The sequence below is a fragment of the Radicibacter daui genome (genome assembly GCA_030657355.1).
In the GTDB taxonomy this organism is placed as follows: Bacteria; Pseudomonadota; Alphaproteobacteria; order Radicibacterales; family Radicibacteraceae; genus Radicibacter; species Radicibacter daui.
The window spans coordinates 147,088-166,238 of record CP131056.1 but is presented as its reverse complement, the minus strand read 5'-3'; the positions used below and the strand labels follow the sequence as shown (position 1 = coordinate 166,238).

Below are 19,151 nucleotides of genomic sequence, written 5' to 3'. Positions count from 1 at the left end.
TCTTCGCCAGAGGATAAGGTGCAGGAACTGGCCTTGGGAGAATGCATCGGGCAACGGGCCTGTTGTAGGGCGGGCGGAAGCTCAGGGTGGAGCGGAATGAGAATGCGGACAAGTCTGGCAGATGGGGGCCGCCGACCCACCGTCAAGGGCGCCAGGCATCTGCCAGATGGCGGGGCAAGCGCCACGGAACGATGGTCACGACATCGAATCTCAGCGCCAGGGTGGGGTCAAGCCCCCGGCGTGAAAGCCACCACAGAGCCGCGCGGGCGATGCGCTGCTGCTGAAAGGGAAGAATGGCCTCAAGCCCGGTTTCATGTCTCCTGCGGTACTTCACTTCGACGATAATGACGATGGCGCCGCGCCGGGCAACCAGATCCATTTCGCCAAAAGGGGTGCGTATCCGCGACGCGACAAGCCGGTAGCCTTTGAGCCGCAGCCACCATGCCGCCATCTGTTCGGCCCTGCGTCCGACGCGCTCGGCCTGTTGCCGGGCCGGGGCGCCACCGGCCGTCAATCCTGCCCGCCGGAAAGTTCAAGGGCCCGGGCGTACACCTCGCGGCGGCGGCGGCCGGTGGCGGCGGCAACTCCGGCCACCGCGTCCTTGATCGATTGGTCCTTGAGTGCCTTGAGCAGCAGCGCATCGAGATCGTCGTCGCTGGTTGTCTCCGCGGCTGGCGGGGCAACGACAATGGCAACTTCGCCACGGGGCGGTCCCGCCTCTTCGTAAAAAGCGGCAAGCTCCTCGAGTGACCCGCGCTTCACTTCTTCAAAGAGTTTTGTCAGTTCGCGCGCAACGGCGGCCTGGCGATTGCCAAGACTGGTCGCCATGTCGGCAAGGCAGGCTGCAACCCGGCTCGGCCCTTCATAAAAAACCAGCGTTGCCGGAACGCCGGCAAGCTCGGTGAAGAAGCGCTGCCGTGCCCCGCTTTTGGGCGGAGGAAAACCGGCGAACATGAAGCGGTCGGTGGGGAGTGCCGAGAGTTGCAGGGCGACAATGGCGGCAACCGGACCCGGAGCGGTGGTAACCGGCAATCCGGCCTCCGTTACCGCCTCGACGAGCTTGTAACCGGGGTCAGAGATGCAAGGGCTGCCGGCATCCGTCACCAGGGCGACGGAACCGCCGCCGGCAATGTGGGAAAGCAGGCGCGGGCGCATGCTGGCGGCATTGTGATCGTGGTACGCAACCAGGGAAGAACCGCCCCTGTCGATACCATGCATGCCGAGCAGCTTGCGGGTGACGCGCGTGTCCTCGCAGGCCAGCAGATCGGCCCGACGCAACGTATCGAGTGCCCGCAGGGTTATGTCTGCGGCATTGCCGATCGGCGTTGCCACCAGATAAAGGCCGGCGGCCAGCCTTTCAGCGGGCGTGCTGCGGCTCGGTTTACTTGCCTCTGACGCCCCGTTAGGTTGGGCATCGGCAGTGCCGGGAGACGGCGTCGGCGCGTTTGAGGCGGATGAGGGCACGTTAGATGATTCCGAACTTGTGGCAGCTGTTGGCTCTGCGGCCGTCCCTGCGCCGGTTTGCTTTTCTGGCCGGGACGCTGCTTCTGGCAGCTTGTGCAGAGACCGTAAGCGAGCCGGTGGTCACTTCGCAACCGGCTGTCGAGACCCCGGCGGCCGGTTCGACCCAGTCCGCCGAAACGCCGTTGACCCAGAGCCCGCTGGTTCCGGCCGAGCCGGCGCGGTCCAAGGTGGCGCTCCTGCTTCCGCTCAGCGGCGACAATGGCACTCTCGGCAAGGAGATGCTCGATAGCGCCCAGCTCGCCTTGTTCGATCTCGGCAGCGATCAGGTGGAGCTCCTGCCGCATGATACGCAAGGAACGGTAGCCGGCGCCCGCGAGGCCGCCAGGGCCGCACAGCGTGATCAGGTGTCGCTGGTCATCGGGCCGCTCTTCGGCCGCGATGCACAGGCTATCCGCGCCGATGGCTCGATTGCCGGCATCCCCATGCTGACTTTTTCCACCGACTGGACGCTCGCCGGTGGCGGTACCTACGTGCTCGGCTTTCTGCCATTCGAGCAGGTGCAGCGCATCGCCGATTTTGCCGCTTCCCGCGGCTCCCGGCGCTTTGCAGTGCTGGCCTCCCAGGATTCTTATGGCGATGCTGCCGTCGAGAGCCTGAAGCAGGAACTGGGCCCGCTTTCCTCCGAACTGGTGCGCGAGACCCGTTTTCAGGCTGATGGTCGTGACATGGAAATCGCTATCCGGTCGCTCACCAATGCCGATGCCTACCAGCAGGATCTTCAGGCCCAACTGCAGGCCCTTGATGGCCGGACGGACGATATTGCCGAAGCGGCCCGCCAGCGCCTGCAAAGTGCGCCGCCGGCTGGTGAGCCGGATTTTGACGCGCTGCTCCTGCCTCTGAGCCCGGCCCAGCTTCAGGTTGCGGCGCCGCTGCTCGCCAAATACGGCATCGACAATCAACGCGTGATGTTGCTTGGCACTGGCCTTTGGGATGGCGAGGGGCTTGGCGCACACCAGCCTGGGCTCGTCGGGGCGTTTTTTGCAGCTGCCCCGCAGGATGCCCGTACTGCCTTCGAGGCGCGCTTCCAGGGCGTTTACGGCCACAAGCCGCCACGCCTTGCCACACTCTCCTATGACGCCACGGCGCTGGCGGTTGTGCTTGCCCATGATGGCAATGCCGATCCGTTCGGTCCGGCAGCCTTCGCCAATGCCGTTGGTTTTGCCGGCGTGGATGGCATCTTCCGGTTCGACAGCAGCGGCCTCATCAAACGGGGCCTTGCCGTTTATGAGGTGACGGACACCGGTGTCACGGTTGCCGATCCGGCCCCGACCAGTTTCCAGGCTTTGACCAACTAAAGGGCCGGGCTGCCTCCCGTCAGGGGGAGGTTATGCCCAGCTGGCGGGCGCAGAGAATGGCGGCCGCCAGATCCTCGAGCGCGTGACCGACTGATTTGAAAAGGGTTATCTCCGTGTCGCTGCGGCGGCCCGGGTGGTTTCCCCGTGTCAGATCATAGAGATCGGCTGCGATATCCGATTCGCCGATAAGGCCGGCTTGCAGGGGCTGGGCAAGGTCGCCCGCCTCATGCAAGGCGCCGCTGCGGGTATCGGCAAACAAGGTGGCGCGCCGCACGCACTCATCATCCGCTTCCCGCATGTCCGGCCGGAAACCGCCAACAAGATCAAGATGAGTGCCGGCGCGTAGCCATTCTCCCTTGATCAGGGGGCTGGTTGCCAGCGTGGCGCAGGAAATGATGTCAGCCTCGCTGGCGGCAGTTGCCAGATCGGACACGGCCTCGACAGCAAGGCCGGTATCCGCGGCGGCTTGCCTGGCAATCCCGGTTGCGCTGGCAAGGGAACGGCCCCAGACGAGAATGCGGCGAATGGGCCGCACGGTCGCATGGGCCCGCAGCAGGTGCGGGGCCAGTGCCCCGGTCCCGGCCACCAGCAGCGTCGCCGCATCGGGCCTGGACAGATAAGTGCTGGCGAGTGCGGAGGCCGCAGCCGTACGGCGTACCGTAAGCCGTGGCCCGTCCATCATGGCCAGAGGCACGCCGGTGCTGCCGTCGAGCAGCAGATAGGAGCCTTGTACCGAAGGCAGGGAGAGCTGCCCGTTCTGGGGAAACACCGTTACCAGCTTGATCCCGATGAACCGCCCCGCAAGCCAGGCCGGCATCAGCAGAAGTGTGCCTTCCTTGCCTGCATTATCCGTTGCCGGCAGCGGATAGTGCAGGCGCTGTGGCGCCTCGCCGCCGGTGCGGAAAATTTCCCGCAGGGCTTCGACCAGGCCCGGATAGTCGAGCGCATCATCCAGCTCCGCCGGAAGGACATGGCGCATGGCTGGGACTCCTTGGGGTTACGGGCGTGCAGGGGCTAGGGATGCGTTCGCGGTCAGCGGGCGGATGGCAGACTGGCCTGGGAGGCCGGGCCGGTGAGTTCACCGCCGGAGCCGCGGGCTGCTGCTTGCGTGCGTTCTTTTTCCAGTTCCGCGTTCAGCTTTTCGGCCTTGCGCTGGGCGCGCCGGCCCCGCCACAGGCGGCCGAGAACAGAAAACCACAATGCCGACCCTCCGAGGACGAAGCCGAGGGCAAAGGCAGGCAGAATCGTGAGATAGAGCGGAACGTCGAAAGAAAAGGGCAGTGGCCACAGCTTCAGCGTCACCGGTGCCCGATTGCTCGCGGCAAAAGAGATGATGACCAGAATAACTGGCAGGGAAACCAGCCAGGCAAGACGCCGCAGCACTGTGGAACTCTCCTGATGTCGGCCGCTCTTCAGCCAGCCGGGGGCTCTATACAGATGAGCCTTAGTCGGTATTGAGCCGTTCGCGCAACTGCTTGCCCGTCTTGAAGAAGGGCACGCACTTCTCGGATACGTCGACGGAGTCGCCGGTGCGGGGATTGCGACCGGTGCGGGCATCGCGGCGCTTGACTGAAAACGCACCGAAACCGCGCAGTTCGACCCGCTCCCCGCGCGCCAGCGCGTCGGTGATTGAGTCAAATATGGTCGTTACGATCCGCTCCACATCCCGATGAAAGAGGTGGGGGTTCTGTTCTGCCAGTCGCTGTATGAGTTCCGACTTTGTCATTAGAGAAACCCTCTTGATCATCAGGGCTCGTGGAATCCTGCCCGGTTGGCTTGCATGGCCATTTAAGGTGAAGCCTGCCAGCAGGCACCCCTACCGTCAAGTTTACCATTCGGCTAAGCCCTTCAATGCACATGACTTTTTTAAAAAGTGGTGAATTTTATGTCTAAAATCTGACCCGGTTTCCCATGTGCATTGTGGAAAATGCCAGTGCCGCCTTTGCTTGTTTCGGGACCGAACCGGGTAATTTCCAGGGCTTCGATACAAGTCATATCCGGCTGAAAACCGGGAAGAACAGGGCCTTGAGGGCCGTCTGGACGAGGGCCGGCAGTGAAGGACAGGGGAAGAGTCGCTACCTGCCGGCCTGAAAAGGTTGGCTTTTCGGATACCAGGCCCGATATCGGCCGGATCAGGACGCGTCGGCCCTGGAGCGCCACGGACCGGAGCAATGCGCTCCGGCTTCCCTGCGATGTCTTTCCAGGCTGATTATCTCTTTGACAAGCCCAGCCCGACATGGCATTGCCCGCAAATTCAAGGCCGCAATGCTCCGCGGTCGCCTTGCAGGCAGTATCGTCTGCCCGGCAGCGGTGGAGCACGAGCGGCCTTCATTATTCACTGCGGACAGCAAAAGACGGAGGACCGGTCTTGGCTAAACCGGAATGGGGCACCAAGCGCATCTGCCCGAATTGCGGCACCCGCTACTATGATCTGCTGAGCACGCCGCCGGTTTGCCCTTCGTGCAATACCGTGTTCGAGCCCGAGCAGCTCCTGAAGTCGCGTCGCGCCCGTAATGTTGCCTCGGATGAGCCCCGCAAGGGTGCCATCGTCGATCTCGAGGATACAGAGGTCGAAGATGAAGTCGTCGAGGACGTCGAAGAGGATGATGCCGCCGCGCCGATCGAGGACGTGTCGGAACTCGAGGACGATGACGATGATTTCAGCTCGGTTGTCGAAGGCGACGAAGACGAAAACTGAGCTTTTTTCCGGCTGAGGAACCGGGCGGCAAAAACCTCAAAATTTTCTCTTGCGGGCTCTGCCGCCCCGTTCTATAAGCCCCGCACCACGCCGCAGGGCACTGCTCGAAAGTGGCGCTGGTGAGGTTCCTTCCCAAAGGAAACCTGACATACCGGATCTGATTTCCGGGCTGAAACAGAGTTTCGTTTTGATCTCGTTTCAACCGTCTGCGCCGGTAAGCGTGGGGCTGTAGCTCAGTTGGGAGAGCGCTACAATGGCATTGTAGAGGTCAGGGGTTCGATTCCCCTCAGCTCCACCATTTCTTCTCGACTAAAATAGCGACGTTGTTAAAGCCGCTGGCCAAAGCCGGGCGGCTTTTTGCATTTCGGGATTTGGCCTGAGCGGCGGCGCTGACTGCGTAAACCGGGGCGCCTAGACGCGCCCGGCCACTTCCAGAATGCCATCGACGATAAACTGGATGGCAAGTGCCGCCAGCATGAGGCCCAGCACGCGGCTGATGGTGTTGATAAGCGTCCGGCCGAGCTTGCGGGCAATCGCTTCGCCCGAGATGAGCAGGATCAGTACCAGCGCCATATTGATGGCGCAGGCCAGCAGAACGAGAGCCTGGGCACCGATTCCCGGCGCGCGCCCCATCAGCAGCAGCATTGAGGTCAGGGCGCCCGGGCCGGCCAGCAAGGGGATGGCCAGCGGGAAGACAGCGATATCCTGAGCCTCTTCATGGGTACGACTGACGGCTTCGCCGGCAACGGCGCTCTTTCGGGCGGTGCGGCGTTCAAACAGCATCTCGACAGCGATGAGAAAGAGCAGCGCCCCGCCGGCGATGCGGAAGGCGGAGAGGCTGATGCCGAGCGCGGTCAGGAACCAGTTGCCAAAATAGGCGAAGAGACCAAGCACGATGCCGGCGACAATACAGCCCTTGATGGCGATATAACGCCGCTGGGCACTGGTGAAACCCTGCGTCAATCCGATGAAGACCGGCAGGACGCCAACCGGGTCCATCACCACGAAAAATACAAAAATCGCCGAACTGAGAAGTTCGATCATCACGTGGCCCTCGACCAATCTGGATTTCACTAATTTAAAGCAACCGATTCAGCCCTGATGTCGAATCTGTTGCTTCTGGTGAAACAAACTATCGATGACTTCTGGCCTTCAGCCGGCGCTGCCGCTGCCCCATCTTTGGGGGCGACAGATTTGCGGCAAGCGAGCCCGCAACGCAAGGAGGATGAACAGAATGCACATAGTCAAAACTTCGCCGGGCCTGCCGGCAACCGACGGTGCCGGCGTTCAGCTCACCCGCATGATCGGCACGCCCCAGCTCGACATGATCGATCCGTTTCTGATGCTGGACCGGTTCGACGCCGATGATCCCGGGGCTTATATCGCCGGTTTCCCGGAGCACCCGCACCGCGGCTTCGAAACCGTAACCATCATGCTGGAAGGCCAGCTGCGCCACCGTGATTCGACGGGCGGCGAGGGGGTGATCGGTGCCGGTGACGTGCAGTGGATGACGGCCGGCCGCGGCATCATCCATTCTGAAATGCCGGAAATCATCGGCCCCGGCATGCGCGGCTTCCAACTCTGGGTGAATTTGCCCGCGGCCCAGAAAATGGCCGCGCCCGGCTACCAGGATATAGGCCGGGATACCATTCCCGAGATTGATCTGCCGGGCGCGAAGGTACGCCTGATTGCGGGCAGTTATGCCGGCAAGGCCGGGCCCGCAGTTACCCGTACGCCCGTCGGGCTCTATCTGGCTTTCCTTGAGCCGGGGGCAAAATTCTCCGTCGTTGTGCCGGAGGGACACAATGGCTTCATCGGCATTCATGAGGGCAGCGTGACGGCCCCGGTCGGTGCCGGGCTGGAGCGTGAGATCAAGGCGCCCACGCTGGCCGTTCTGGGCGGCGGTGGCGGCGAAATGGCGATCACCGCCGGTGCAGGCGGTGCCTCGCTTTTCATCGCTCATGGTGAGCCGTTGAACGAACCGGTTGCGCGTTACGGCCCGTTTGTCATGAATACGCGTGATGAACTGGTTCAGGCCGTCGAGGATTTCCAGGCTGGACGTTTTGGCACCTGAGCCAGTCTGCCGCTGCCAGCGGATGATTTAAGGGCGCGGGGTCAGACGATGCTGATGCCGCGCCCGAATTTCTTCTCCAGCCGGGCCTGCAGGATTTCGAACACGCTGGAAAGAGCCCAGTAGATGAGAGCGGCGGCGATCATCATCTCCATATATTTGAAGTCCGTTCGCCCATAGGTGCGGGAGAGATACATGAGCTCCCACACGCCCATGACGGAGACGAGGGCACTGTCCTTCAGCATGGAGATGAACTGGTTGCCGGTGGGCGGAATGATGACGCGCAGTGCCTGCGGGATCACCACCAGCCATAGTGTAAGGCCGGGCTTGAGGCCGAGAGCATAGGCGGCTTCCCGCTGGCCGGCAGGAATGCTCATGATCCCCGCCCGGAAAATCTCCGCCATATAGGCACCGTAACATAGCGAGAGCGCGATGATTCCAGCCGGCACAGCGTCCAGCACAATGTCGAGCTGCGGCAAGCCAAGATAGATCAGCAATACCTGCAGCAGCAGCGGGGTGCCGCGGAAAAAGGAGATATAGAAACTGGCGATGCCGAAGGCGAGGCCGTTTTTCGACATGCGGCCGAGCGCGGCGATCATGGCAAGGATGCTGGCAAAGACGATGCTGGCAATGCTGACCAGCAATGTCATGGCCGCGCCTTGCACGAAACCATCCTTGAGTTGCAGGCCGAGCAGCACCGGCAGCCGGTGCCAGATGGTGCCCCAGGAAAGGTTGAAGCTGGCAAAGAACAGCAGGAACAGGGTGCCCAGTTCCAGCCAGGTGATGATCACCTGCATCCGAAAGGGCAGACGGCGCAGGGCCTGGGCATTGAGCCAGAGCGCGCCCGTGATGAGCAGGGAGCCCAGGATGCGCAGCGGCCAGCCCTCAAGACCGACGGATGACAGATTTGCGGCCAGCCCGGCCGGCAGAACTGCGCCGGTATTTACCCCGAGGAGCATCAGGGCGAGAAAGCCGTAGACGCCGAGGCGGGTGGCCTGGAATGACTGCATTCAGGGAAGTTCCTCAAGATAACCTTTCGCCAGCGGAAGGGCTGGACGGCGCGCGCACTTTAGCCTTTTTATCTGCAGCGAGGGGAGGCGGCGTTTCAAGAGACACGGCAGATGCTAGGTCGTCACTCCGCCGCTTTACCGTTTTGATGCCGAACGGAGACATGATGAACAGGAAGATGACAGGCCGCCTTGCGGCGGCGGCGGTAGCGCTGGCGGCGCTGGTGAGTGCGCCTGCCTTTGCAGGGGAGACGCTGGACCGGGTGATGAAATCCGGCGAGCTGGTGGGGGCTTCCACGGACGGTTATCCGCCGGTTGCCTTCCTCAACGACAAGAACGAGTTCGATGGTTTCGATGTCGAAGTGCTGAAGGCGATTGCCGGCAAGCTCGGCGTCAAGACCCGGATCGTGACCCCTTCCTGGGAAGCGCAGGTTGCCGGCCGCTGGGCGGGTCGCTGGGACATCGCCGTCGGTTCCATGACCCCGACGCGCGAGCGCGCCGAGGTGCTCGATTTCCCGGCCGTTTATTACTACACCCCGGCGGCTGTGGCGGTTCACAAGGATGAAACCGACGTCAAAACGGTCGATGATCTGGCCGGCAAGGTCATTGGGTCATGCTCGGCCTGCTCCTATGAGGACTATCTGCGCAAGAACCTCAACATGGATGCGATCGGCACGCCGAAGTTCGACTACATCAAGGGCGATTACGAGATCCGCACCTATGAATCCGACGGCCTTGCCTTTGATGATCTGCGCCTTGGTGCCGGCAAGCGCCTTGATGCGGTGTTGACCAACCTGCCGACGCTCAAGGAAGCCATCGACAATGGCTACCCGTTCCGCATCCTGACCCCGCCGGTCTTCTTCGAGCCGCTTGCCGTGGCTGTCGACAAGGGCGATCCGGAATTCACTGCCAGGATCAAGGAGATCGTGGAAGGGCTGAAGGCGGACGGCACGCTTGCCCAGCTGAGCGTCAAGTGGTTCGGCGTGGATCTGACGAAGGCCCAGTAAGCCTTTTGCCGCAAGGCATCTCGCTAGAGAAAAGCCCCGGAAATTCCGGGGCTTTTTTATTCAGGCCGGCGTGTAGATGACGTTCATGTGGCTGGAGCGATCAATGCGCTTTTCCGCCCGGTAGCCCCGGGCGACAAACCAGTCATCCACCGGTTTGGCTGTTGATGGCCTGACTTCAATCATAACGATCGGGCGGTGTTCTGCGATGCTGCGCTGGGCGCCGTCCAGCAGTTCAATCTCACCGCCATCTGCGTCGATCTTGAAAAAATCGACGGGTTCCGGGAAGAGCGCGTCGACTGTCTGCCGAGGCGGATTGGCCCCGCTATCGGCTGCCCCTGGGCCGACAACCCAGGAAAGCTCGAGGCTGGTTGCGCTGGCGCCATCGGGATTGTTGGCCGACAGACACCGTTGCAAGAGCGGAATTGCCCTCGGATCTCCATCGATAACCCGCAACGAGCCGGCCTTCAGGAAGCGCAGAAAGAAGGCGGAATGGTTGCCGACAAGGCCACCGACTTCGCCGATACGCAGTCCCTCCGGCAGTCTCGACTTGAGATAGGCGAGTTCTTCCATCTCGGTGAACTGGCCGGAACAATGAGTGAGAGCCGCTTCAACCATCTGGGTGGTCTGGGTCGAGAGCGGCAGGACGCAGCCAATACCGTCGGCAGTCAGCGTCAGGGCGTCGTCACCGCGTGCCAGCATGCTGGCGCAGCGGACAATGGCGTCCTGCTTGTGGCCGGTGCTGGTGCAGGCAAGGCCGAACATCAGTGCGTCTTCGTAACTTTGCGCGGAAAGCGACAGCATGGCCCCGCGCGTATAGACAGCGACGTTACCCGGTGCCAGCGCCACCAGCCGGCGCGCCCAGGGCAGCAGCGTCTTGAGATAGTCCGGTTCGGTCTGGTGCCCGACCCAGCCGCTGTAGAGCATACACTCAACAGCGGTGGCGTTGGTGCCGGCCTCGGTCTCTATCAGCGGCAGAGCCGCTTCGTGCAGTGCCCGCATCGGCAAGGCGCCACCCTGAATCCCGTCAACCAGCAGCTTGATGCGGTCCGCCAGCGGCCGGGCCCGGTCGTTGACCAGAGCCTTGAAATGCCGGTTGCGCTCGTCGCCTTCCGGCAATGCCTTGATGCTGTCGATCATTATTTCGCTGACCCTTGTTCTTCATGCGCCTGCTGGTAACACCTGTTTGCGCATGATGGGTGAGAAACCAGGCTCCGCCAAATGGTTTGACGGTGCCCTCTGGCATCCCTCCGCAGGCAACAAAAAACCCGGCGACAGAGTCGCCGGGTTTTTCATGTCTGTTTCGAAAGGAAGCACGGACCTTAAAGGACGCGCGCGGTTTCCTTGATCTCGAAGCACTCGACAACGTCGCCTTCGCGGATGTCGTCGTAATTCTCGAAAGCCATACCGCACTCGAAACCTTCGCGGACTTCGCGGACTTCGTCCTTGAAACGCTTGAGCGTCTTGAGCGTGCCTTCGTGGATAACCACGTTGTCGCGCAGCAGTCGGCAACCGGCGCCGCGCTTGACCACGCCCTCGGTGATCATACAGCCGGCAACCTTGCCAACCTTGGTGATGTTGAACACCTGGCGGATGGAAGCGTAACCGATGAACTCTTCCGTCACTTCCGGCGACAGCATGCCGCTGAGGGCTGCCTTAACCTCGTCGATCACGTTGTAGATGATCGAGTAGTAACGGATTTCCACACCGTCGCGCTTGGCCATCTCGCGGGCCTGCGGGTTGGCGCGGACGTTGAAGCCGATGACCATCGCCTTGGAGGCGGCAGCCAGGGTGATGTCGGATTCGGTGATGGCACCGACGCCGGAATGCAGCACCTGGACGCGGACTTCCTTGTTGTCTTCGGTGAGCTTTTGCAGGGAGGCGTTGATCGCCTCGATGGAACCCTGCACGTCGCCCTTGATGACAACCGGGAAGTTCTTGGCTTCGCCTTCGCGGATGGCGTTGAACATCTGTTCCAGAGAACCGCGGGCAGAAGCGGTCGCCGCCTGCTCACGAACCTTGGCCTGACGATATTCGGCGATCCGGCGGGCCTCGGACTCATCCTCGACCACCACCAGGCGGTCACCGGCCTGCGGCGTGCCGTTGAGACCCACGACCTCGACCGGGAAACCGGGGCCAGCTTCCCTGATCTGTTCGGCACGGTCATTCAGCAACGCACGGGCGCGGCCGAATTCAGCGCCGACGACGAAGCTGTCGCCAACCTTGAGCGTGCCGCGCTCAATGAGGACCGTCGCGACAGAACCACGGCCGCGCTCGAGCTTGGCTTCGATGACGCTGCCTTCGGCAAGCCGGTTCGGATTGGCGCGCAGCTCGAGGATTTCGGACTGCAGGAGGATAGCCTCCTCCAGCTTGTCTAGACCCTGCTTGGTCTTGGCCGAAACCGGCACCGCCAGCACGTCACCGCCCATCTCTTCCGTTACGATGCCGTACTGGAGGAGGTCGGTCAGAACGCGGTTCTTGTCCGCGCCGGGCAGGTCGATCTTGTTGACTGCCACGATCATCGGAACACCCGCCGCCTTGGCGTGGGCGATGGCTTCCACCGTCTGCGGCATGACGGAGTCATTGGCAGCAACCACCAGCACGACGATGTCAGTGACGTTGGCGCCACGGGCACGCATCGAGGTGAAGGCCGCGTGGCCCGGGGTGTCGATGAAGGTGATGCGCGAGCCGGATTCGAGCTGAATCTGGTAGGCACCGATATGCTGGGTAATACCGCCGGCTTCGCGCGCCGCCACGTCCGTAGAGCGCAGCGCATCAAGCAGCGAGGTCTTGCCGTGGTCGACATGGCCCATGATGGTGACGACCGGCGGACGCGGCAGCATGTCCTCGGCGGCGTCCTTGCCGGTGTCCAGCACCAGCTCGACGTCACTTTCGGAGACACGCTTCGGCGTATGGCCGAATTCGGTCACGATCAGTTCGGCCGTATCGGCGTCGATCGACTGGTTGATCGTTGCCATGATACCGCTGCGCATCAGGGTCTTGATCACTTCGCCGGCGCGCTCGGCCATACGGTTGGCCAGTTCCTGCACCGTGATGGTGTCGGGGATCTGAACCTCACGCACGATCTTCTCGCGGTTGGCGCTGGATTCCTTCCGGCGTTCCTTCTCGCGGGCACGGCGGAAAGCCGCCAGCGAACGGGTACGGACGGAATCGCCGTCGCCGGTGCTGAGCGCTTCGCTGACCGTCAGCTTGCTGCGATCGCGGCGGTTATCGTTGCGGCCCCGGGTCGGTGCGGCCTTGGCCGGGCCCTTGGGAGCACCGCGTCCAGGAGTGCCACCGCGGCGGCTGCCTTCATCGTCGTCGTCGCGGGCACGGGCACCGACGACCGGGCGGCGGAACTCACCGTCGGCATCGGTCGTGGTGGTCGTGCGCGGGCTGTCAGTACCAGCGTCGGACGCCGCGCCGGTGGGGCGACGATCTTCGCTGGCGCGATTGCGGGCTTCCTGCTCGCGCTTGCGCTCGGCTTCCAGTTCGGACAGGCGCTGGGTTTCGCGCTGGCGGCGCTGCGCCTCCTCCTGCTCGATCTCCTTGCGCTCTTCCTCTTCCAGCTTGCGGCGGGCCGCAGCGTCGAGCGGTGCCCGCGGGGCCGGAGCCGGTGCGGCGACCGGAGCGGCAGCAGCGGCAGCAGCTTCGGCAGCGGCTTCAGCCTGCTGCTCGGAGGCCTGCTGGGCCCGCGTTTCCTCGGCCGCCTTGGCGACCCGGAGGGCGCGCAGGCGCGATTCGCGCTCTTCGTCAGAAAGTGTCTTGGCACCGGTTCGTGCCGCGCCTGCCACCACCTTTTCGACGGTGCGCTTGCGCTTCACTTCTACGGTTACCGCCTTCGAGCGGCCATGCGAAAAGCTCTGGCGAACCTGATTGGCGTCGCCACCCTGCCGCAGTTGCTGCTTGCCCTTGCTGGACAGGCTGAGGGTCTTCTTTTCGCTGTCCTGATCGTTGCGCTCAGTCATCTATTTCCGACGGTTGGTCGTTGATACCGGGGGCCGGATGGCTTGCGCCTTCCAGTCCATACTTGTGTGCTTCTACTGGGGAAGCCGCCAAAATGCCGGCATGCCGCATTGCGTCCTGCGCGATGCGGGAGGCCAGTCTACCGGAGGTCAGCCCGATATGCACGGTCCGATCTCGGCCAAATACCTTTCCGAGAGCCTCGCCGGTGAGCGGGCTCACAATCCTGAGATGTGGCGCAACGGCGCGGGCAAGAGCGCGCAACTTGCGGGCGTCGCCGCCGGCATCGCTCGCCTCGACCAGCAGGCCAAGGCCGCCACCCTTCAGGGCCTCATGTACCTTTTCAAAGCCGGAGATGGCCTGGCCCGCGCGCCGTGCAAGGCTCAGCGTCTGGCCAATGCGCATCTCAAGCAATGCTGTCAGGCGGGCCGCAAGGTTAGCCGGCACTTCGATATTGCGGCGCGCGGCGCGCGAGAAGGCGCGTTTCTTGAGCGCCTCGGCAAAGGCATCGGCGGTGGCACTCAGCCACAGGCCGCGGCCGGGCAGCTTTTCTTCAAGGTCAGGCGTCAGAGTTCCGTCGGGGGCGACGACAAACCGGATCATCTCCGGCTTGGCGAGCACCTGCGACGTGGCAATGCAACGGCGCAGCGGCCCGGTCTCAGGACCGGGCTGCTCCCCATCCGGCGCCATTGCGCCGAAACCGGTGGCCGTCTCTTCCGCCAACAACTCTCACGCTCCTGACCACGACCGTCAGGCCGACTGTTCGGCACCATCGGTGCCGGACTCGTCGCCGTCTTGGGCGTCAGCAAACCAATGCGCGCGTGCCGCCATGATGATGGCATTCGCCGCAGACTCGGTAACTTCCTTCTCCCCGAGGAATTCACGCAGCTCGTCGGTGGCGAGATCCGCCAGATCGTCGAGCGTCTTCACACCGTTTTCACCCAGCTTGACGATCTGGCGCAGGGTCAGCGCCTCGTTGTCCAGCAGGTCCTGGGCGATACCCAGTTCCTTGCTGCGCTCGGTCAGCTGTTCCTGCTCACGCTCGAGGTAGACGAGGGCGCGGTTACGCAGCTCGCCGGCGATGTCCTCGTCGAAGCCCTGGATATCGGTCAGCTCGTCATTGTCGACGAAGGCAATTTCCTCGACGGTCGAGAAGCCTTCGGTGACCAGCAGCTGGGCAATCACTTCGTCGACATCAAGCGCGTCGATGAAGAGCTGCGAGCGCTGGTTCATTTCCTTGACCCGGCGTTCGGATTCTTCCTCATCCGTCAGGATGTCGATGTCGAAACCGGTGAGCTGGGAGGCCAGGCGCACATTCTGGCCACGGCGGCCGATGGCGAGGCTCAGCTGCTCGTCCGGAACCACCACTTCGATGCGCTTTTGGTCGTCGTCGAGCACCACCTTGGTGACTTCGGCCGGCGCCAGCGCGTTGACGATGAATGTGGCGTGATCGTCGGACCACGGAATGATGTCGATCTTCTCGCCCTGCAGTTCCTGCACGACAGCCTGAACGCGGCTGCCACGCATACCGACGCAGGCACCGACCGGATCGATCGAGCTGTCCTTGGAGATCACGGCGATCTTGGCACGGCTGCCCGGGTCACGGGCAACGGCGCGGATTTCAATGATGCCGTCATAGATCTCCGGCACTTCCATGCCGAACAGCTTGGCCATGAACTGGGTGTGGGTGCGCGAGAGGAAAATCTGCGGACCCCGCTGTTCGCGGCGCACGTCATAGATATAGGCGCGCACACGGTCGCCATTCTTGAAGTGCTCGCGCGGCAGCAGTTCGTCACGGCGCAGGATGGCTTCGGCGCGGCCGAGATCGACCGTCACGTTGCCATATTCCACGCGCTTGACGAGACCGTTGATGATCTCGCCGGTGCGGTCCTTGTACTCATTGTACTGGCGCTCGCGTTCAGCTTCGCGCACGCGCTGCACAATCACCTGCTTGGCGGTCTGTGCGGCGATACGGCCGAAATCCAGCGGCGGCAGCGGATCGACGATGAATTCGCCGACGGCAAGGCCCGGCTTGATGGCCTGGGCTTCGGCTTCGGTCAGCTGCGTGGCGTCGTTCTCGACCTCTTCCACCACTTCGCGGTAACGCGCCATGGTGATCTCGCCGTTACGGCGGTCGATATGGGCACGGATATCGTGCTCATAGCCATACCGGGACCGGGCGGCCTTCTGGATCGCCAGCTCCATGGCCAGCAACACTTCTTCGCGGTCGATGCTCTTTTCACGCGCGACGGCGTCGGCGACCTGCAGCAATTCCAAGCGGGGTGTCGACATCTTCGTTTCCATCGTTACCCAGACTGCCTAACTCAAGCGTCGTTCCGGGGAGCGCCGTCGGCGTCATCCTCGAAATCGTCGCGCTCATCTTCAACGAGATCGTCCTCAACGATCTCTTCAACATCCTGCATCGAGCCTTCGACCCCGCCGCCCGCAGCGGCGGCCTGCGCCTGCGACCAGGCGATCAGCGCATCGGTCAGGACCAGCTTGGCCCGGCTCAGTGCGCTCAGCGGCACGTTGAACTCTTCGCCATCGACGACGATCTGCACCGTCTCGAGTCCCTCACCGGCAAGGCCTTTGAGCTCGCCCTTGAAGCGGCGCCGGCCGTCGACAGGCAGGCTGGTTTCAAGCCGCGCTTCAAAGCCGGCAAAGCGGGCAAAATCCTTGGCGCGGGTGAGCGGCCGGTCAATGCCCGGAGAGCTCATCTCCAGATTATAGGCGCCAGAGATCGGGTCTTCGACATCGAGAATAGCGGAAACCGAACGGCTTGCCGTCTCGCAGTCGTCAACATTGATCGGGTGCCCGTCGGCACGGTCGATCATGATCTGCAGCGTCGAGCTGATGCTCTTGGCACCCGGGACACCGATCAGCTTCACCCGCACCAGCTCGTAACCCATCGCGCTCAGCGACGGGGCCAGCAACGCGGCAACTTTCGCGCCGAGGCCGGTATTCTCAAGCAGGGGGAGGGGCGCTGTGTCAGCGGTCATGCGGTGTTGTCGTCTTCCCGGGTGTCAAATCCCGATTGCGGGAATAAAAAAAGTGGCCAAGAGGCCACTCCGTGAGCGGTCCGTCCCATCGGGACTACCGTATGGATGGCGTGGGTTATAGCAAAATCATCGGGGATTGCAAGCGCGCCGTCCCGGCCTGTCCGGGGCTCACCAGATCCAGGTGTAGGGTGCCTCGATCGGCTCCTGGCGGTTTGCCTTCAGGAGCGACTTTATGCTGCGCACGAGGAACCACACCAGCGTCGCAAGAGCCAGCGGCACCCCGACAAAGACCCACATCAGGAGACCGGACAGAAAGCCGAACAGCAGGCCGATCCAGAAGGTGCGGATAAGGTAGGTGAGATGCGATTCCGCCCAGGTTCCCCGTGCCTCGGCCCGTGAGAGATAAGCAATGATGACGCCGATGAGGGTGGTGATGCCGAAGGCGACACTGGCGATATAGAGCAGCGCCACCACCATCGGAATACGGCTGGGCGGGCGCAGGGGATTGAAGTCGTCCGTCATTCTGTTCTCCTTCATTTCCGCCTGCGTCCCGGCCAGAGGCCGGTATCAGCTACCGCGCCGGCGCAGCAGCCAGTAAATCGGCTCGCGCCCTTCGGCGATGCCCTTTTGCTCATAGCGGGTATTGGGCCAGTCCGCCGGACGGTCAAAGCTCGCCAGCGGCTGGCGCCAGACCAGCTCGAACGGGCTTTGCGGCGTGGTATGGGCCGGCAGAACCTCATCGTACCAGTCGATCAATTTTGGATGGTCGCTGGCAAGGCGAAGCTCTGCGCCTGCGGGCATCAGCCGGGCGAGCAAGGCCAGCGTTTCGGCCTGGATGAAGCGGCGGCTGGTGTGGCGTGTCTTGCGCCAGGGATCGGCGAAGAGCACGAAGATGCGCTCCAGCACACCATCGGGCAGGCATTCCAGCAGCAGCCGGGCATCGTTCTGCAGGATGCGCACATTGGCGAGATCGCGCTCTTCGATGTGCTTCAGCAGCGAGGCCACGCCGTTGATGAAATATTCCGCGCCGATCAAATTGACGTCCGGATGCTGTTCGGCCTGATCAGCCAGATGCTCACCGCCGCCGAAGCCGACTTCGAACCAGATCGGGGCATCGCGGCCAAAGAGCGTGACTGGATCGACGCGGCTGCCTTCGGCCGGTGTCTCCAGCGCCAGTTTCGGCAGCAAGTCTTCCAGCGCACGCTGGCGATGGGCGCGCAACGGGCGGCCCTTGCGGCGTCCATAGATATGCTTGACCGGGCCCTTGTGGGGCCCGGTCTCGCTCTCTCCACCCGCCGAAGCGGGAAGATCGTCTTCAGTCACTGTGTTTTACCCTGGTAACGGAGGTCTTCTCAGGCGCCGAATGCCGCCTTGAGTTCCGGCACGAGGTCGGTGCGCTCCCAGGAGAAGCCACCGTCCGCTTCCGGATCGCGGCCGAAATGGCCGTAGGAGGCAGAGCGCTTGTAGATCGGGCGGTTCAACTGCAGCTTCTCGCGAATGCCACGCGGCGACAGGTTGACCATCTCCATGAGCATAGAGGCGATCTTCGCCTCGTCCACTTCGCCGGTGCCGTGGGTGTCGACATAGAGCGAGAGCGGATGGCTGAGGCCGATGGCATAGCTGACCTGCAGCGTGCAGCGCTCGGCAAGGCCGGCGGCTACGACGTTCTTGGCCAGATAACGCATGGCATAGGCCGCCGAGCGGTCAACCTTGGTCGGGTCCTTGCCGGAGAAGGCGCCGCCGCCATGCGGGGCCGCGCCGCCATAGGTGTCGACAATGATCTTGCGGCCGGTGAGGCCGGCATCGCCGTCCGGGCCGCCAATGACAAAACGGCCGGTCGGGTTGACGTAGAACTTGTCCTCGGGCGGCATCCAGCCTTCCGGCAGCACCTTCAGCACATGCTCGCGCACGAGGTCGCGGATGTCGGACTGCTTCGCCTTTTCCGAATGCTGGGTCGAGACGAGCACGGAGGTTGCACGTACCGGGTGGCCGTCGACATATTCCAGTGTCACCTGGCTCTTGGCGTCGGGGCCGAGAATGTCGGTGATGCCGGAGCGGCGGGCTTCGGAGAGCGACTTGAGGATGCGGTGCGACCACAGGATCGGGGCCGGCATCAGCACATCGGTTTCGCGGCAGGCGTAACCGAACATGATGCCCTGGTCGCCAGCGCCTTCATCCTTGGCACCTGCAGCGTCGACGCCGACAGCGATGTCGGCGGACTGGGCATGCAGGTAGCAGTCGATTTTGGCCGTTTCCCAGTGGAAACCATCCTGCTCGTAGCCGATCTCGCGAATGGTCTCGCGGGTGGCGGCAATCAGCTGCTCCGGCGTGATGCTGGAGGGGCCGCGGACTTCGCCCGCCAGAACCACGCGGTTGGTGGTGGCAAGGGTCTCACAAGCAACGCGGGCGTAGGGATCGGCAGCGAGATAGATGTCGACGATGGTGTCGGAGATCTGGTCGCAAATCTTGTCCGGATGACCTTCGGAAACGGACTCGCTGGTAAACAGGTAGTTGCGGTGCGCCACGAATAAATGTCCTCGCTCAAAAAGGGGGGCAGGGCCTCCCCGGATCAATGACGGCGGAAGGAACG

General features: G+C 63.0%; 20 protein-coding genes and 1 tRNA gene. 6 read left to right on the top strand and 15 right to left on the bottom strand.

The window, feature by feature from the left end; all coding sequences use genetic code 11:
* Positions 1-142: 142 nt before the first annotated feature.
* The gene (locus QTL98_RS00770; protein ID WP_510637602.1) at positions 143-451 is read right to left on the bottom strand and encodes a YraN family protein; all 309 of its coding nucleotides are present in this window, start codon (positions 449-451) and stop codon (positions 143-145) included.
* A 59-nt stretch (positions 452-510) separates the two neighbouring features.
* On the bottom strand, positions 511-1,464 hold the full coding sequence (rsmI, locus tag QTL98_RS00765; protein ID WP_445680328.1) for a 16S rRNA (cytidine(1402)-2'-O)-methyltransferase: 954 nt from the start codon (positions 1,462-1,464) through the stop codon (positions 511-513).
* 5 nt (positions 1,465-1,469) lie between these two features.
* Here rsmI and QTL98_RS00760 point away from each other — a divergent pair, with 5 nt between their 5' ends.
* Positions 1,470-2,819 carry a penicillin-binding protein activator gene (locus tag QTL98_RS00760; protein WP_445680327.1) on the top strand — a complete coding sequence of 450 codons (1,350 nt, stop codon included), beginning with the start codon at positions 1,470-1,472 and terminating at the stop codon, positions 2,817-2,819.
* 19 nt (positions 2,820-2,838) lie between these two features.
* Here the strand turns inward: QTL98_RS00760 and lhpI are convergent, their stop codons facing one another.
* The 3 genes from lhpI to ihfB form a co-directional block, all read right to left on the bottom strand.
* Positions 2,839-3,798: a bifunctional Delta(1)-pyrroline-2-carboxylate/Delta(1)-piperideine-2-carboxylate reductase gene (gene lhpI, locus QTL98_RS00755; RefSeq protein WP_445680326.1), complete on the bottom strand. Its 960-nt coding sequence runs from the start codon at positions 3,796-3,798 to the stop codon at positions 2,839-2,841.
* Between the two features lie 53 nt (positions 3,799-3,851).
* Complete coding sequence (locus QTL98_RS00750; protein ID WP_445680325.1) at positions 3,852-4,202, bottom strand: LapA family protein; 351 nt, start codon at positions 4,200-4,202, stop codon at positions 3,852-3,854.
* Positions 4,203-4,263: 61 nt separating this feature from the next.
* Complete coding sequence (gene ihfB / locus QTL98_RS00745; RefSeq protein ID WP_445682206.1) at positions 4,264-4,545, bottom strand: integration host factor subunit beta; 282 nt, start codon at positions 4,543-4,545, stop codon at positions 4,264-4,266.
* A gap of 642 nt (positions 4,546-5,187) precedes the next feature.
* Here ihfB and QTL98_RS00740 point away from each other — a divergent pair.
* The gene (locus QTL98_RS00740; protein ID WP_445680324.1) at positions 5,188-5,517 is read left to right on the top strand and encodes a TIGR02300 family protein; all 330 of its coding nucleotides are present in this window, start codon (positions 5,188-5,190) and stop codon (positions 5,515-5,517) included.
* 222 nt (positions 5,518-5,739) lie between these two features.
* A tRNA-Ala gene (locus QTL98_RS00735) sits at positions 5,740-5,815 on the top strand.
* Between the two features lie 113 nt (positions 5,816-5,928).
* On the opposite strand, the gene QTL98_RS00730 is transcribed toward QTL98_RS00735, so the two are convergent.
* Positions 5,929-6,561, bottom strand: coding sequence for a MarC family protein (locus tag QTL98_RS00730; protein ID WP_445680323.1), 633 nt, complete (start codon positions 6,559-6,561; stop codon positions 5,929-5,931).
* 181 nt (positions 6,562-6,742) lie between these two features.
* Between QTL98_RS00730 and QTL98_RS00725 the strand changes: the two genes are divergently transcribed.
* Positions 6,743-7,591, top strand: a complete 849-nt coding sequence (locus QTL98_RS00725) for a pirin family protein (protein ID WP_510637513.1) — start codon at positions 6,743-6,745, stop codon at positions 7,589-7,591.
* A gap of 41 nt (positions 7,592-7,632) precedes the next feature.
* Here the strand turns inward: QTL98_RS00725 and QTL98_RS00720 are convergent, their stop codons facing one another.
* Positions 7,633-8,598 carry an amino acid ABC transporter permease gene (locus tag QTL98_RS00720; protein WP_445680321.1) on the bottom strand — a complete coding sequence of 322 codons (966 nt, stop codon included), beginning with the start codon at positions 8,596-8,598 and terminating at the stop codon, positions 7,633-7,635.
* A gap of 164 nt (positions 8,599-8,762) precedes the next feature.
* Between QTL98_RS00720 and QTL98_RS00715 the strand changes: the two genes are divergently transcribed.
* Entirely contained in the window at positions 8,763-9,602 is an 840-nt protein-coding gene (locus tag QTL98_RS00715; RefSeq protein ID WP_510637601.1) for a transporter substrate-binding domain-containing protein, read from the top strand.
* Positions 9,603-9,662: 60 nt separating this feature from the next.
* Here QTL98_RS00715 and QTL98_RS00710 read toward each other — a convergent pair whose 3' ends face one another.
* On the bottom strand, positions 9,663-10,739 hold the full coding sequence (locus tag QTL98_RS00710) for an FkbM family methyltransferase (protein WP_445680319.1): 1,077 nt from the start codon (positions 10,737-10,739) through the stop codon (positions 9,663-9,665).
* Here QTL98_RS00710 and QTL98_RS00705 point away from each other — a divergent pair.
* Positions 10,726-10,947 (top strand): hypothetical protein, encoded by a 222-nt coding sequence (locus QTL98_RS00705; protein ID WP_445680318.1) that lies wholly within the window; start codon positions 10,726-10,728, stop codon positions 10,945-10,947. The genes QTL98_RS00710 and QTL98_RS00705 overlap by 14 nt on opposite strands.
* Here the strand turns inward: QTL98_RS00705 and infB are convergent.
* The 7 genes from infB to metK all read right to left on the bottom strand — a co-directional run bounded on the left by infB (position 10,922) and on the right by metK (position 19,086).
* Entirely contained in the window at positions 10,922-13,567 is a 2,646-nt protein-coding gene (gene infB / locus QTL98_RS00700) for a translation initiation factor IF-2 (protein WP_445680317.1), read from the bottom strand. The two genes, QTL98_RS00705 and infB, sit on opposite strands and share 26 nt — an antisense overlap.
* Positions 13,560-14,285: an RNA-binding protein gene (locus tag QTL98_RS00695; RefSeq protein WP_445680316.1), complete on the bottom strand. Its 726-nt coding sequence runs from the start codon at positions 14,283-14,285 to the stop codon at positions 13,560-13,562. Before QTL98_RS00695 ends, infB begins: the two co-directional genes overlap by 8 nt.
* Positions 14,286-14,312: 27 nt before the next feature.
* Positions 14,313-15,866, bottom strand: coding sequence for a transcription termination factor NusA (nusA, locus tag QTL98_RS00690; RefSeq protein WP_510637512.1), 1,554 nt, complete (start codon positions 15,864-15,866; stop codon positions 14,313-14,315).
* Positions 15,867-15,886: 20 nt separating this feature from the next.
* Positions 15,887-16,561 (bottom strand): ribosome maturation factor RimP, encoded by a 675-nt coding sequence (gene rimP / locus QTL98_RS00685; protein ID WP_445680314.1) that lies wholly within the window; start codon positions 16,559-16,561, stop codon positions 15,887-15,889.
* Positions 16,562-16,729: 168 nt separating this feature from the next.
* On the bottom strand, positions 16,730-17,083 hold the full coding sequence (locus QTL98_RS00680) for a DUF4870 family protein (protein WP_445680313.1): 354 nt from the start codon (positions 17,081-17,083) through the stop codon (positions 16,730-16,732).
* A gap of 45 nt (positions 17,084-17,128) precedes the next feature.
* Positions 17,129-17,884, bottom strand: a complete 756-nt coding sequence (gene trmB / locus QTL98_RS00675) for a tRNA (guanosine(46)-N7)-methyltransferase TrmB (protein ID WP_445680312.1) — start codon at positions 17,882-17,884, stop codon at positions 17,129-17,131.
* Positions 17,885-17,913: 29 nt separating this feature from the next.
* Complete coding sequence (metK, locus tag QTL98_RS00670) at positions 17,914-19,086, bottom strand: methionine adenosyltransferase (protein ID WP_445680311.1); 1,173 nt, start codon at positions 19,084-19,086, stop codon at positions 17,914-17,916.
* Between the last annotated feature and the right edge of the window lie 65 nt (positions 19,087-19,151).

What these genes read in the sequence shown, in the direction of transcription:
- QTL98_RS00770 (WP_510637602.1), bottom strand. Translation starts at nt 451, where the DNA reads ATGGCGGCATGGTGGCTGCGGCTCAAAGGCTACCGGCTTGTCGCGTCG.
- QTL98_RS00760 (WP_445680327.1), top strand. Translation starts at nt 1,470, where the DNA reads ATGATTCCGAACTTGTGGCAGCTGTTGGCTCTGCGGCCGTCCCTGCGC.
- lhpI (WP_445680326.1), bottom strand. Translation starts at nt 3,798, where the DNA reads ATGCGCCATGTCCTTCCGGCGGAGCTGGATGATGCGCTCGACTATCCG.
- ihfB (WP_445682206.1), bottom strand. Translation starts at nt 4,545, where the DNA reads ATGACAAAGTCGGAACTCATACAGCGACTGGCAGAACAGAACCCCCAC.
- QTL98_RS00730 (WP_445680323.1), bottom strand. Translation starts at nt 6,561, where the DNA reads ATGATCGAACTTCTCAGTTCGGCGATTTTTGTATTTTTCGTGGTGATG.
- QTL98_RS00725 (WP_510637513.1), top strand. Translation starts at nt 6,743, where the DNA reads ATGAACAGAATGCACATAGTCAAAACTTCGCCGGGCCTGCCGGCAACC.
- QTL98_RS00720 (WP_445680321.1), bottom strand. Translation starts at nt 8,598, where the DNA reads ATGCAGTCATTCCAGGCCACCCGCCTCGGCGTCTACGGCTTTCTCGCC.
- QTL98_RS00715 (WP_510637601.1), top strand. Translation starts at nt 8,763, where the DNA reads ATGAACAGGAAGATGACAGGCCGCCTTGCGGCGGCGGCGGTAGCGCTG.
- QTL98_RS00705 (WP_445680318.1), top strand. Translation starts at nt 10,726, where the DNA reads ATGCTGTCGATCATTATTTCGCTGACCCTTGTTCTTCATGCGCCTGCT.
- QTL98_RS00710 (WP_445680319.1), bottom strand. Translation starts at nt 10,739, where the DNA reads ATGATCGACAGCATCAAGGCATTGCCGGAAGGCGACGAGCGCAACCGG.
- infB (WP_445680317.1), bottom strand. Translation starts at nt 13,567, where the DNA reads ATGACTGAGCGCAACGATCAGGACAGCGAAAAGAAGACCCTCAGCCTG.
- nusA (WP_510637512.1), bottom strand. Translation starts at nt 15,866, where the DNA reads ATGGAAACGAAGATGTCGACACCCCGCTTGGAATTGCTGCAGGTCGCC.
- rimP (WP_445680314.1), bottom strand. Translation starts at nt 16,561, where the DNA reads ATGACCGCTGACACAGCGCCCCTCCCCCTGCTTGAGAATACCGGCCTC.
- QTL98_RS00680 (WP_445680313.1), bottom strand. Translation starts at nt 17,083, where the DNA reads ATGACGGACGACTTCAATCCCCTGCGCCCGCCCAGCCGTATTCCGATG.